This window comes from Brevundimonas sp. KH_060 (assembly GCF_057838275.1).
The window spans coordinates 187778-199223 of the sequence record NZ_CM174463.1 but is presented as its reverse complement, the minus strand read 5'-3'; the positions used below and the strand labels follow the sequence as shown (position 1 = coordinate 199223).

13 protein-coding genes are annotated in these 11446 nt (G+C 69.5%); 7 read left to right on the top strand and 6 right to left on the bottom strand.

Annotation, left to right across the window (positions count from 1 at the left end; translation table 11 throughout):
* Positions 1-124: 124 nt before the first annotated feature.
* Positions 125-820 (top strand): c-type cytochrome, encoded by a 696-nt coding sequence (locus AC3IPP_RS01050; RefSeq protein WP_489150018.1) that lies wholly within the window; start codon positions 125-127, stop codon positions 818-820.
* Between the two features lie 62 nt (positions 821-882).
* Here AC3IPP_RS01050 and AC3IPP_RS01045 read toward each other — a convergent pair whose 3' ends face one another.
* From AC3IPP_RS01045 to AC3IPP_RS01035, 3 genes are all read right to left on the bottom strand, one after another.
* Positions 883-1302, bottom strand: coding sequence for a GNAT family N-acetyltransferase (locus tag AC3IPP_RS01045; RefSeq protein WP_489150017.1), 420 nt, complete (start codon positions 1300-1302; stop codon positions 883-885).
* Between the two features lie 53 nt (positions 1303-1355).
* Complete coding sequence (locus AC3IPP_RS01040; protein WP_489150016.1) at positions 1356-2156, bottom strand: C40 family peptidase; 801 nt, start codon at positions 2154-2156, stop codon at positions 1356-1358.
* Positions 2157-2236: 80 nt separating this feature from the next.
* Positions 2237-3619 (bottom strand): leucyl aminopeptidase family protein, encoded by a 1383-nt coding sequence (locus tag AC3IPP_RS01035; RefSeq protein WP_489150015.1) that lies wholly within the window; start codon positions 3617-3619, stop codon positions 2237-2239.
* A gap of 89 nt (positions 3620-3708) precedes the next feature.
* Between AC3IPP_RS01035 and AC3IPP_RS01030 the strand changes: the two genes are divergently transcribed.
* The 6 genes from AC3IPP_RS01030 to arfB all read left to right on the top strand — a co-directional run bounded on the left by AC3IPP_RS01030 (position 3709) and on the right by arfB (position 8513).
* Positions 3709-4524: a tetratricopeptide repeat protein gene (locus AC3IPP_RS01030; RefSeq protein WP_489150014.1), complete on the top strand. Its 816-nt coding sequence runs from the start codon at positions 3709-3711 to the stop codon at positions 4522-4524.
* A 243-nt stretch (positions 4525-4767) separates the two neighbouring features.
* Complete coding sequence (locus AC3IPP_RS01025) at positions 4768-5238, top strand: iron-sulfur cluster assembly scaffold protein (RefSeq protein WP_489150013.1); 471 nt, start codon at positions 4768-4770, stop codon at positions 5236-5238.
* A gap of 80 nt (positions 5239-5318) precedes the next feature.
* The gene (gene yidD, locus AC3IPP_RS01020) at positions 5319-5567 is read left to right on the top strand and encodes a membrane protein insertion efficiency factor YidD (RefSeq protein WP_087140330.1); all 249 of its coding nucleotides are present in this window, start codon (positions 5319-5321) and stop codon (positions 5565-5567) included.
* On the top strand, positions 5564-7504 hold the full coding sequence (thrS, locus tag AC3IPP_RS01015) for a threonine--tRNA ligase (RefSeq protein ID WP_489150012.1): 1941 nt from the start codon (positions 5564-5566) through the stop codon (positions 7502-7504). Before yidD ends, thrS begins: the two co-directional genes overlap by 4 nt.
* A 152-nt stretch (positions 7505-7656) precedes the next feature.
* On the top strand, positions 7657-8115 hold the full coding sequence (locus tag AC3IPP_RS01010; RefSeq protein ID WP_489150011.1) for a YaiI/YqxD family protein: 459 nt from the start codon (positions 7657-7659) through the stop codon (positions 8113-8115).
* Positions 8112-8513 (top strand): alternative ribosome rescue aminoacyl-tRNA hydrolase ArfB, encoded by a 402-nt coding sequence (arfB, locus tag AC3IPP_RS01005; RefSeq protein ID WP_087140333.1) that lies wholly within the window; start codon positions 8112-8114, stop codon positions 8511-8513. The genes AC3IPP_RS01010 and arfB overlap by 4 nt, the downstream gene beginning before the upstream one ends.
* Here arfB and AC3IPP_RS01000 read toward each other — a convergent pair whose 3' ends face one another.
* Genes AC3IPP_RS01000 through AC3IPP_RS00990 form a run of 3 tightly spaced genes read right to left on the bottom strand, consistent with a single transcriptional unit; the run spans position 8514 to position 11391 of the window.
* On the bottom strand, positions 8514-9011 hold the full coding sequence (locus AC3IPP_RS01000) for a hypothetical protein (RefSeq protein ID WP_489150010.1): 498 nt from the start codon (positions 9009-9011) through the stop codon (positions 8514-8516).
* A gap of 23 nt (positions 9012-9034) precedes the next feature.
* Complete coding sequence (gene ubiB / locus AC3IPP_RS00995) at positions 9035-10618, bottom strand: 2-polyprenylphenol 6-hydroxylase (RefSeq protein ID WP_489150009.1); 1584 nt, start codon at positions 10616-10618, stop codon at positions 9035-9037.
* Positions 10606-11391, bottom strand: coding sequence for a class I SAM-dependent methyltransferase (locus tag AC3IPP_RS00990; RefSeq protein ID WP_489150008.1), 786 nt, complete (start codon positions 11389-11391; stop codon positions 10606-10608). The genes ubiB and AC3IPP_RS00990 overlap by 13 nt, the downstream gene beginning before the upstream one ends.
* Between the last annotated feature and the right edge of the window lie 55 nt (positions 11392-11446).

Here is an 11446-nt window from a genome sequence, read left to right as displayed (position 1 = left end):
CCGGAAACGTCCGGGCCGGTTGCGAAGGTCGCGCTAGCGTGTAAGAGACGCCCACGCAAGAATACGCCTGAACGCCGCTTCGCGGTTGGGGGGCTCACCTAGAGACGGGATGCGACGACGCGGAATGAGCGGCGATCTGAAGTGGAACAAGATTATGGGCGCGTGCCTGGGCACCGCCTTTGCGATCCTGGTGGTCCAGCAGGTTTCGGGCATGGTCTACCACACCAAGCAGCCCGAAAAGATGGGCTACTTCGTCGACGCGCCGGATGAAGCGGCCGCGGGCGCAGCCGAAGCCGCCCTGCCGATCGACTGGGGCACGGTCCTGCCAACCGCCGACCTGGCCGCCGGTGAGGCCGCCTTCGCGCGCTGCCAGGCCTGCCACACCGTCAACTCGGGCGGCGCCGACGGCATCGGCCCGAACCTGTTCGCCGTAGTCGGCGGCCCCGCCATGCACCGCGCGGGCTTCGCCTATTCGGACGCCATGGCCAAGCACAAGGCCGAGGCTCCGACCTGGAACTATGACGAGCTGGATCACTTCATCAACGCGCCGGGCCGCTATGTGCCGGGCACCAAGATGTCCTTCGCCGGCATCCGCGACGAGAAGACCCGCATCAACCTGATCGCCTGGCTGCGCTCGCAAGGCTCGGCCGGTTTCGCCATCCCGGCGCCGGACCCCGCCCGTCAGCCGGGCGCCGCCGCCCCGGCCGCCGCCGAAGGCGAAGCGCCGGCCGCTGAAGGCGCCGCTGCGCCGGAAGCCGGCGCCGCTCCGGCCGAGGCGCCTGCCGCCGAGGCCGCAGCAGCCCCCGCGCCGCAAACCTAAGGGCGAACGGACACGACAGACGACGGAAAGGCGGCCTTCGGGTCGCCTTTCTTCGTTCTGGCCTATTTCAGAACGATCAATCCGGCGTCGGTCGGCGTGAACCCGCAGGCATCGAAATAGAAAGGCCGAAGGTGCGGGTCGAAATCGACGTGCAGCCATTCGCAGCCCGTGGCCCGCGAACGGGCGACCGCTTCTTCGATCAAGGTCCGCGCGAGGCCCTGCCGCTGGTGGTCCGGCGTCACCATAGTGTCCAGAACGAAGGCATGAACGCCTCCGTCCCAGGCGACGTTCACAAAACCGATCAACCGCTCCCCCCGTCGCAGACAGACCCAGCCCAGGCTGTATCGATTGACCTGCGCCCACCAGTCGTCTGCGAACAGCCGGTGCTCGAAGCATTCGGCGTGAAGCACGTTGAGCTCAGCGTTATCGAACGCCCCGCGCCATTCGGTGATGATCTCTACGGCAGGCGCCTCTGGCTTCATTCGCTCAGTTATGAGCGGACGAGCGATCCCGCGTCAACGCCGCGAAACAGGCCTCAGAGACGGCGGAAAACCGCAGAGGCGAAGCCGTCGGCGGTCAGGCGGGCCTCGACCTCGGCCAGGGTCTCGACCACCACGCCGCCGCGCGCGCCGGTCGAATGGATGACGCTTTCGGCGTCGACCATCAGGGCCGAATGGCCGGTCCAGTCGCCCTCGGCCTGCGACAGCCAGACGACGAGATCGCCGCGCTGGGCGTCCGCGCGCGTCACGGCCAGGCCCAGGCGGGCCTGCTCATCCGCACGGCGCGGACCGGGCAGGCCGCAGGCCAGCAAAGCCTGCTGCACCAGACCCGAACAGTCGGTCTCCAGCGAAGAGCGGGCGCCCAGGGCGTGCGGACGGCCCAGCAGGCGCTCGGCCACGGCGACCAGATCACGCTCGAACGCGCCGACGGACTGAAGATCAGACTCAGCTAGGCCGGGAGCATCGTCGCCGACCAGGGCGTTCAGCGGCAGGGCGGCGGAAACGGAAGCCACGCGGCGCGTCGCCAGTGGCGCGCCCGGCGCCAGGGCCTCCAGCGAAACCCAGCCGACCACGCCGTCGCGTCGGGCGCGGCCCCAGGCGCGATCCTGACGGCGCTCCAGAACATCGAAGGCCTCGCCGAACAGCAGCTGGTCGATGCGTCCGCCGTCTTCCGCAACGATATCGGCGACCGGCAGACGGCAATGAGAGGGCTCGGTCCGGCGATAGGCCTCGGCTCGCATCAAACCTTCCAGCGCCTGCTCGGCCAGCACCACGCGATCCCCGTCCCGCAGGATCAGGGGCGCGCCAGGCGGCAGCAGGGCCAGGGTATCGGTCAAGCGGCGGTCTCTAGACAGCTCGGACAATTCGAGCCGCCCACCCTAGGCGCCGATCCCGAAGGGGGCGTTAACAGCCTTGGCTATTTGACGAATTTGTCGCTGAGGTAGCGGAAGCAGGCGCGGATGGCCTGGGCTTCTCCGCCCTCAGGCCAACCGGGACGGGCGCGCGGATTCCAGGCGAAGACGTCCATGTGCGCCCAACTGCCCGTCGTCGGGGCGAACTTCTGCAGGAAAAGGGCCGCCGTCACCGACCCGGCCTGAGCCCAGGCGGCGGAATCGTTGCGCACGTCGGCGATCTCGCTGTCCAGAGAGGCGCGATAGCCCGCCCACAGAGGCATCCGCCACAGAGGGTCGCCCACGGCGCGACCGGCGTTCAGCACGCCCTCGGCCAGGGCGTCGTCGTCGGTGTAGAGCGGCGGAAGCTCCGGCCCCAGGGCGATGCGCGCCGCGCCGGTCAGGGTGGCGAAGTCCAGCGTCAGGTCCGGCTCATGCTCGCCCGCCCGCGTCAGGATGTCGGCCAGGATCAGGCGGCCTTCGGCGTCGGTGTTGCCGATCTCGATGGTCAGGCCCTTGCGGCTGTTGAGGATGTCGCCCGGCCGGAAGGCGTCGGCCGACACAGCGTTCTCGACCGCCGCGACCAGCACCACCAGCCGCACCGGCAGACCGGCCTGCATGATCAGGCGGCCCAGCGCCAGGGCGTGGGCGGCGCCGCCCATGTCCTTCTTCATGTTGCGCATCCCGGCGGCGGGCTTGAGGTCCAGACCGCCGGTGTCGAACACCACCCCCTTGCCGACCAAGGCCACCAGCGGCAGGTCCGCCTTGTCCAGATTCCAGCCGATCTCCAGCACGCGCGGCGCGCGGTGCGGGGCGGCCGCGCGGCCGACGGCGTGGACAGCGGGGTAGTTCTCCTCCAGCAGGGCGTCGCCGGTCGTGACGGTCAGGCTTGCGCCCGCGCCCTCGGCGATCTCACGCGCGATGGTTTCGAGTTGCAGCGGCCCCATGTCGGCGGCAGGGGTGTCGACCATCTCGCGGGTCAGGGCGCAGGCGGCGGCGATGTTCAGCGTCGCCGTCAGATCAAGCCCCTCCGGCGCCGCCAGACGGGCGCGGCCGCGCTCAGGCCGGGCCTTGTAGCGGTCAAACAGATAGCCCCCCAGCGCGAAGGCCAGCGCCGCCGAATGCGCCGCCTCGCCCTCGACGCCCTCCAGTCGCCAGTCGCCCGCAGGCAGGCGCGTCGGCAGTCCGCGCGCGGTCATGGGGTCGAAGGCCTCGCCCGCGCCGAACAGGGCCAGCTCCGGCGCGCCGTCGGCGCCGGGGACGACCAGCAGTTGGCCCGTCTTGCCGGTAAAGCCGTTGGCCTCAGCCCAGGCGGCGATGCGTCCGTCCAACGTCGCGCCCGCCTTGGCGATGCGGACCGGGCGCGCGGCCGCTGAAGCGGGGATCAGCAGATCGGACTGATGGGACATGGGGCGACCTTTCCGACGCTTAACGCCGATTAACCAAACCTTGACCCGTCGGCGCGACCCTAGGGGCTGAACCGCCACGGACCCCTTCCATGTCGCGCAACGTCGCCCTCGCCGCAACCGTCAGCCTGACGCTTATGGCCCTCGCCGCCCCGGCTCTCAGCCAGACCGCGCCCGCGCCGCGCGTCCCCGCCGACGCCGCGACGCGCGCGGGCTATGACCGGGCCGACGCCCTCAGCCGCTCGGTCTTCTGGACCCAAGAGCAGCAGCTCAATCCGATGGACCCGCTCGCCGGGGTGAAGCTGTCCCAGGCCCTGCGCGAACTGGGACAGTATGACCAGGCGGCCGAGACAGCCCAAGGCGTGCTGGTCGTCCAGCCCGCCAATGTCGAGGCCATGCTGGAGGTCGGGCGCGCCCACATCGCGCGCGGCCAGGCCTTCTACGGCATCGCCGCGCTGGAACAGGCGAAGGCGGCGGCGCCGCGCGACTGGCGCCCGCTGTCGCTGCTGGGCGTGGCCTATCAGCAGGTGCGCCGTCCCGACGACGCCAAGGCGGCCTGGAACGAGGCCCTGCGCCTGTCGCCTGACAACGCGGACGTCCTGACCAACGCCGCCATCGCCCGCATCGGCGAGGGCGACGCGCCCTCGGCCGAGATCCTGCTGCGCCGCGCCGCCGCCCAGCCGGGCGCCGGGTTGCAGGTGCGCCAGAACCTGGCCCTGGCGCTGGGCCTGCAGGGCAAGACCGCCGAGGCCGAAGCCATCCTGCGCCGCGACCTGCCGCCCGAGGCGGCGGACCAGAACCTGCGCTGGCTGGCCGCGCGGATGCAGCCGGGGCAGAGCCCCATGCCCGCCGTCGCCGAGACGTCGCCGACGGCGCGAACGTGGTCGTCGTTGCTGCAGGGCGGGTAAAGCGCAACGCCTCTCCCTCCCCGTCCCGGGGTGGGTGGTCGGAGCGAAGCGGAGACCGGGTGGGGAGGGCCTGGTGATACGGAACTCGACGCGATCCCGGCCTCGGCGTCTGAATAGCCCTGCCGCCCCCACCCGGCTTCGCCTTTCAGGCTCAGCCACCCTCCCCGGGACGGGGAGGGAGAAGCGTCGCGCTATCTCACCGCCTCTCTTCACCTTCCGCACCCGAAGGCCTATCTTCATCCCGTGATCGACGACCTCTACAGCGCGCGCATCCTGTCGCTGGCGGCCAACCTGCCGCACAGCGGGCGCCTGCCTGCGCCCGAAGGCTCGGCCGAGCGGGTCGCCAAGCTGTGCGGGTCGAAGGCCATCGTCGACGTGACGCTAGACGCCGACGGCCGCGTCAGCGGCTTCGCCCAGACGGTCAAGGCCTGCGCCCTGGGCCAGGCGGCGGCGGGCGTGGTCGGCGAGGCCATTCTCGGCGCCTCGGTGCAGGAGATCGAGGCCGCGCGCGACGCCATGTCGGCCATGCTGAAATCCGGCGGCGACGGCCCCCAGGGCCGCTTCGAAGGCCTGCGGGTGCTGAAGCAGGTCGCCGACTATCCCGCCCGCCACGCCTCGACCATGGTGGCGCTGGAGGCGACGCTGGACGCCGTGCAGCAGGCGTTGGCGAAACACCACAGCGATACGCGAACTCGCCTCGCCGGCGCGGCCTGAACGGCGCGTCGGTTGATCCCCCTGCTGTGAAGAGGGATAAGCGCGACGAACCCGAAACAGAGCCCCCGGCGAAGGGACAGATGTCTCTCTACGAACGCAGCGTCCGCGCGGCCCATCGGGGCTATAAGCTGACGCTGTCTCCCCTGATCGGCCAGCAGTGCCGGTTCATGCCGACCTGTTCGGATTACGGGCGCGACGCCCTGATCCGGCACGGTCCGGTACGGGGGGGATGGCTCACCGTGCGGCGCCTCTGTAAATGCCATCCCTTCGGCGGTTCGGGTTATGATCCCGTTCCGCCCGCCAAGTCTGAAAAAGAACGACCGTCATGATCGAACTGAAATTTCCCGACGGCGCCGTGCGTCAGTATCCGGCCGGCTCGACGGGCCGCGACGTGGCCGCCGCCATCTCGCCCTCGCTGGCCAAGAAGGCGGCCCTGGTCGTCTGGAACGGCGAGCAGCGCGACCTGGACCGCGTCATCGACGGGAACGGCGACTTCCGCCTGCTGATGCGCGACGATCCCGAGGCGCTGGAGACCATCCGTCACGACGCCGCCCACGTGCTGGCCCAGGCGGTGCAGGAACTGTTCCCCGGCACCCAGGTCACGATCGGCCCGGCCATCGAGGACGGCTTCTATTACGACTTCGCCCGCGACGAGCCCTTCTCTACCGACGACTTCCCGAAGATCGAGAAGAAGATGGCCGAGATCATCGACCGGGGCGCCCCGCTGGAGCGTCAGGTCTGGAACCGCGACGAGGCCATCGCCCACTTCGAAAAGATCGGCGAGGACTATAAGGCCGAACTGATCCGCGACCTGCCCGAGAGCGAGACGATCACCGTCTACAAGCAGGGCGAATGGGCCGACCTGTGCCGGGGGCCGCACTTCCCGACGACCAAATTCGTGGGCAAGGCCTTCAAGCTGACCAAGCTGGCGGGCGCCTATTGGCGCGGCGATTCCAACCGCGCCCAGCTTCAGCGCATCTACGGCACCGCCTGGGCGAGCAAGGAAGACCTGGACGCCTATCTGCTGCGCATCGAGGAGGCCGAAAAGCGCGACCACCGCAAGCTGGGCCGCGCCATGGAGCTCTTCCACATGCAGGAAGAGGGCCGGGGCATGGTCTTCTGGCACCCCAAGGGCTGGGTGCTGTGGCGCGTGCTGGAGGCCTATATGCGCCGCCGTCTGGACGCCGCCGGCTATGTCGAGGTCAAGACGCCCCAGGTGCTGGACCGCAAATTCTGGGAACAGAGCGGCCACTGGGACAAGTATCGCCCCAATATGTTCGTCTGCGAAACGGTCGAGGGCGAGACGCTCAGCCTCAAGCCGATGAACTGCCCCGGCCACGTCCAGATCTTCGATCAGGGCCAGCGGTCCTATCGCGAACTGCCGCTGCGCATGGCCGAGTTCGGCGCCTGTCACCGCTATGAGCCGTCGGGCTCGCTGCACGGCCTGATGCGGGTGCGCGGCTTCACCCAGGACGACGCCCACATCTTCTGCCGCGAGGACCAGATCGTCGAGGAGACGGCCGAGTTCATCAAGCTGGCCTATTCGGTCCACGCCGACCTGGGCATGGAGACCAAATACATCAGCCTGGGCACCCGCCCCGAGCTGCGCGCCGGCACCGAGGAATTCTGGGACAAGGCCGAGGCCCAGATGCTGGAGGCCGCCCGCGCCGCCGGAACCGAGCCGGTCGTCACCGAGGGCGACGGCGCCTTCTACGCGCCCAAGCTGGACTTCATCGTCAAGGACGCCATCGGCCGCGAATGGACCTGCGGCACGATCCAGCTGGACTATGTGCTGCCCGAACGTCTGGATGCGACCTACATCGCCGAGGACGGCCAGAAGCACCGCCCGGTCATGCTGCACCGCGCGATCCTGGGCTCGTTCGAGCGCTTCATCGGCATCATGATCGAGAACTACGCCGGGGCCTTCCCGCTGTGGCTGGCGCCGACGCAGGCCGTGGTGGCGACCATCACCTCGGACGCCGACGGTTACGCCGAAGAGGTTCTGGCCAAGTTCCGGGCGGCGGGCCTGCGGACCGAGATCGACCTGCGCAACGAGAAGATCAACTACAAGATCCGCGAACACTCGGTCGCCAAGGTGCCCGCCATCGCCGTGGTCGGCCGCAAGGAGGCCGAGGAAGGCAAGGTCGCCATCCGCCGCTTCGGCTCTCAGGCCCAGACCATCGTCACGGTCGAGGAAGCCATCGCCATGCTGACGGACGAAGCCCTGGCGCCGGATCTGAAGCGCATCCGCGACGGCGTGGCGTAAGACGGAACGCGCTTCTCCTCCCCACTTTGTGGGGAGGTGGCGCGGCGCCGCAAGGCGACGTGTCGGAGGGGCTGCCGGTCGTGCTGGCCCCTCCACCACTTCGTGGTCCCCCTCCCCATGAAATGGGGAGGAAAAGGCGCCATAAGCCTGTCATGGCCACAACCCTCTACATCGACGCCGACGCCTGCCCCGTGAAGGAGGAGGTCTATCGCGTGGCGCGCCGCTGCAGCCTGAAGGTCTTCGTGGTGTCCAACGCCTGGATCAACACGCCGCGCGAGCCGCTGATCGAACAGGTCGTCGTCGACGCTGGGCCGGACGTGGCCGACGACTGGATCGCCGAGCGCGCCCAGCGCGGCGACATCGTCATAACCGCCGACATTCCGCTGGCCGATCGCTGTCTGAAATCGGGCGCCCAGGCGCTGAAGTCGAACGGCCAGCCTTTCACGACGGACTCCATCGGGTCGGCCCTGGCCGGGCGGATGATCGGCGAGCACCTGCGCTCCATGGGCGTGCCGACCAGCGGGCCGCCGCCATTCTCGGCCGCCGACCGCTCTTGCTTCCTGCAGGCGCTGGACGCCGCCGTCGTGCGGGCGCGCCGGGAGGCGTCATGAGCCGCATCCCCGAGGACGAGCTGGAGTTCCGCTTCTTCCGCGCCGGCGGCCCCGGCGGCCAGAACGTCAACAAGGTCTCGACCGCCGTGCAGATGCGGTTCGACGTCAGGAACTCGCCCAGCCTGACCGAGCCGGTGAAGGCGCGGCTGATGAAGCTGGCGGGCAGCCGCCTGACGCTGGACGGGGTGATCGTCATCAGCGCCGTGCGCTTCCGCACGCAGGAGCGCAACCGGGCCGACGCCATCGAACGGCTGGAGACCATGGTCGCCGAGGCCTCGATCAAGCCGGTCTATCGCGTGCCGACTCGGCCGACGCGCGCATCGAAGGAACGGCGGCTGCAGGCCAAGTCCAGCCGATCTTCGATCAAGAGCGGGCGTGGAAAGCCGTCGCTGGACTGATCAGTCCTGCGCCGGACGGAACAGCAGGGCCGCGATCTGGTCCTGGTCGTCGAAGGCGATGACCCAGTCAGTGGCCTGCTTCTCGAACACCACGCGGAACATGTCGGCGCCGCTCTGCTGGCCGCGATGTTCGATCGTCTTCAACGGACCAAACTGCTGGATCAGGGGCGCCACAGCGCCGGATTGGGCGCGGATCTGCTCGGCCATATCGGTGCTGAACACCGCATAGTCGATCTGATTGGTCTGGAAGGCGGCGATGACCCGGCGCAGGGCCTCTTCAGAGCGGGCGATGTCGGGCGCCTGGGCGGCGGGGCCGGCGATCGACGGCGAGGCGGGCGGCGCCGAAGCGGCGGGCGCATCCCCCTCGAAGGCGTCGGGCAGCGTCGCCGCAGCCGCGCCCTGGGTCGGCGCCCGGCTCGGAGCGGTGGTCTGGGCCAGCGCCGGGACGGCCAGCAGGAGAGCGCCCGACAGGACGACGGCGAAGGAAGAGGTCTTCATGAAACTCAGGCTCCGAAGAAACGTCAGGCGACGATCATCGGCCAAAGCGTCAGCACCAAGGCGGCCGTCGACGCGCAGACTGCGACGGTGACGGCGGCGACCACCCAGGGCCGCGTTCCGGCCTTCTCGATCACCAACGTCTGAGATTGCGGCGGGTTCTGCACCAGGCGCGACAGGGCCTTGAGGGCGGCCATCGCCTCCTCGACGGTTTCCTTGATCTGGGCCTGCGGTCCCAGCTCGCGCTTGATCCAGCGCTCGACCACCGGCTTGGCGGCCTCCCACAGATCGTGATCGGGGTTCAGGCGGCGCGCCACCCCCTCGACCGAGACCATGGTCTTCTGCAGCAGCACCAGTTCAGGCCGCATGTGCATGTCGAACAGGGCGGTGATCTCGAACAACTGGCCCAGCAGACGGCCCATCGACACCTGGCTGGCCTGGCGGCCGATCACCGGCTCGCCAACCGCGCGCAGGGCCTGGGCGAAGGTGTCCACCGAGTGATGCGGCGGCACATAACCCGCCTCGAAATGGACGCGGCTGATGCGGTCGTAGTCGCGGCTGATGAAGCCCCACAGGATCTCGGCCAGGTAGCGCCGCTCGGCCGGGCCCAGCCGGCCGACAATGCCGAAGTCGATGGCCGTCAGTTGGGCGGGCGCGTCGGCGAACAGATTGCCTTCGTGCAGGTCGGCGTGGAAGACGCCGTGGTCCAGCGCCTGGACCAGGAAGGCGCGCACCACCTTGTCGGCCAGGGCGTCCTTGTCGAGGCCCGGCAGTTCGACCAGGGCCGGGTCCGTCATCGGCAGTCCGGGCGCCCATTCCAGCGTCAGCACCCGCTTGCCCACTCCGTCCCAGACCACGGCGGGGGCCGACATATAGCCGTCCTTGGCCATGACCTCGGCCAGTTCGGACGCGGCCGCCGCCTCAAGCCGCATATCCAGCTCAAGCTGCAGCGACTGGGCGATGATCTCGACGAAGGCGCGCGGCTCCAGCCGACGGGCGGGTTCGACGAAGCGGTCGACCAGCTTGGCCCCCAGACGCATGGCGTCCAGCCCCTGGGCCACGCGGCGCTCGACGCCGGGGCGCAGCACCTTGACCGCCACCTTGCGCCCGTCGGCCAGCCAGGCGGGATGCGCCTGCGCGAGCGAAGCGGCGCCCATGGGCTCCACCAGGTCGATGAACAGGCTCTCGGCCGGACGGCCCAGCGACCGTTCGATCTCGCGCTTGGCCTCTTCCAGCGGGAAAGGCGGCAGCTTGTCCTTCAGACGCCCCAGATCCTGGGCGAACTGCAGGCCGAAGATGTCGGCGCGGGTGGCCAGCACCTGGCCCAGCTTGATGGCGACCGGCCCCAGATGCTCGAACGCCTGACCGACACGCTGGCCGGGTCGTCCGGCGCGGTGCTTGCGGCTGGCGAACAGCTGGATCAGGCGTGCGAACGGGCGACCCCAGGCGGGCAGCAGGGGATTGGCCTCACGCGGGATCAGGGCGTCGTGGCGCGCCAGAACCCAGCCCCAGCGCACCATGCGCAGGGCCGCGCCGACCGGATGGCGCACCGGCTGGGCCTGCGGCGTCGGCGGCGGGGCGTTGAAGGTCAGCCGGCTCAGATCGCCCACCCATGGTGGATGGCGGCGATCCCGCCCGACAGATTGGTGACGGTGACGCGGCTGAAGCCCGCCTCCTCGATCATCCGCTTGAAGGTCTGCTGATCAGGGAAGCGTCGGATGCTCTCGACCAGATACTGGTAGGAATCGCGGTCCTTGGCGACCAGTTGGCCGATGCGCGGAATGGCGTGGAAGGACCAAGCGTCATAGGCCTTGCGCAGGGCGCCGGTCGTCGGGCGCGAGAACTCCAGGCAGATGAAGCGGCCGCCCGGCTTCAGCGCGCGGCGCGCCTCACGCAGGGCGCCCGCGACGTCCGACACGTTGCGGATGCCGAAGCTGATCGAATAGGCGTCCAGGCAGGCGTCGGGGAACGGCAGGTTCATGGCGTCGCCGACGCCCCAGGCCATCTCCGGCTCGCCGCCCTTGGCCACGCCGTTCAGGATCATCTCGGCGTTGTAGTCCATGACGATGACGGTGGCGTCCTCGCCGCCGCGCCGTTCCTGGGCCGCGCGGGCCATCTTGGAATAGCGGCGAGCCATGTCGCCGGTGCCCCCGGCCATGTCCAGCACCACCTCGCCCGGACGGACGTTCAGCTTGGCCGCCGTCGCGTCCTTCCAGATGCGGTGCACGCCCGCGCTCATCAGGTCGTTCATCAGGTCGTAGTTGGACGCGACGGAATCGAACACGCCGCGCACCATCTGCACCTTTTCCTTGGCGTCCACATCGCGGAAGCCGAAGGAGGATGTCTTGCCGGAAGCGTTGGAGGAGGGATCGGCCTGGGTCATGGATGGGGTGTAACGCCTCCCGTCGCCGCCGTCATCCGGGGAAGCGTCGCATCTG

What these genes read in the sequence shown, in the direction of transcription:
- AC3IPP_RS01050 (WP_489150018.1), top strand. Translation starts at nt 125, where the DNA reads ATGAGCGGCGATCTGAAGTGGAACAAGATTATGGGCGCGTGCCTGGGC.
- AC3IPP_RS01045 (WP_489150017.1), bottom strand. Translation starts at nt 1,302, where the DNA reads ATGAAGCCAGAGGCGCCTGCCGTAGAGATCATCACCGAATGGCGCGGG.
- AC3IPP_RS01035 (WP_489150015.1), bottom strand. Translation starts at nt 3,619, where the DNA reads ATGTCCCATCAGTCCGATCTGCTGATCCCCGCTTCAGCGGCCGCGCGC.
- AC3IPP_RS01030 (WP_489150014.1), top strand. Translation starts at nt 3,709, where the DNA reads ATGTCGCGCAACGTCGCCCTCGCCGCAACCGTCAGCCTGACGCTTATG.
- yidD (WP_087140330.1), top strand. Translation starts at nt 5,319, where the DNA reads ATGTCTCTCTACGAACGCAGCGTCCGCGCGGCCCATCGGGGCTATAAG.
- thrS (WP_489150012.1), top strand. Translation starts at nt 5,564, where the DNA reads ATGATCGAACTGAAATTTCCCGACGGCGCCGTGCGTCAGTATCCGGCC.
- AC3IPP_RS01010 (WP_489150011.1), top strand. Translation starts at nt 7,657, where the DNA reads ATGGCCACAACCCTCTACATCGACGCCGACGCCTGCCCCGTGAAGGAG.
- arfB (WP_087140333.1), top strand. Translation starts at nt 8,112, where the DNA reads ATGAGCCGCATCCCCGAGGACGAGCTGGAGTTCCGCTTCTTCCGCGCC.
- AC3IPP_RS01000 (WP_489150010.1), bottom strand. Translation starts at nt 9,011, where the DNA reads ATGAAGACCTCTTCCTTCGCCGTCGTCCTGTCGGGCGCTCTCCTGCTG.
- AC3IPP_RS00990 (WP_489150008.1), bottom strand. Translation starts at nt 11,391, where the DNA reads ATGACCCAGGCCGATCCCTCCTCCAACGCTTCCGGCAAGACATCCTCC.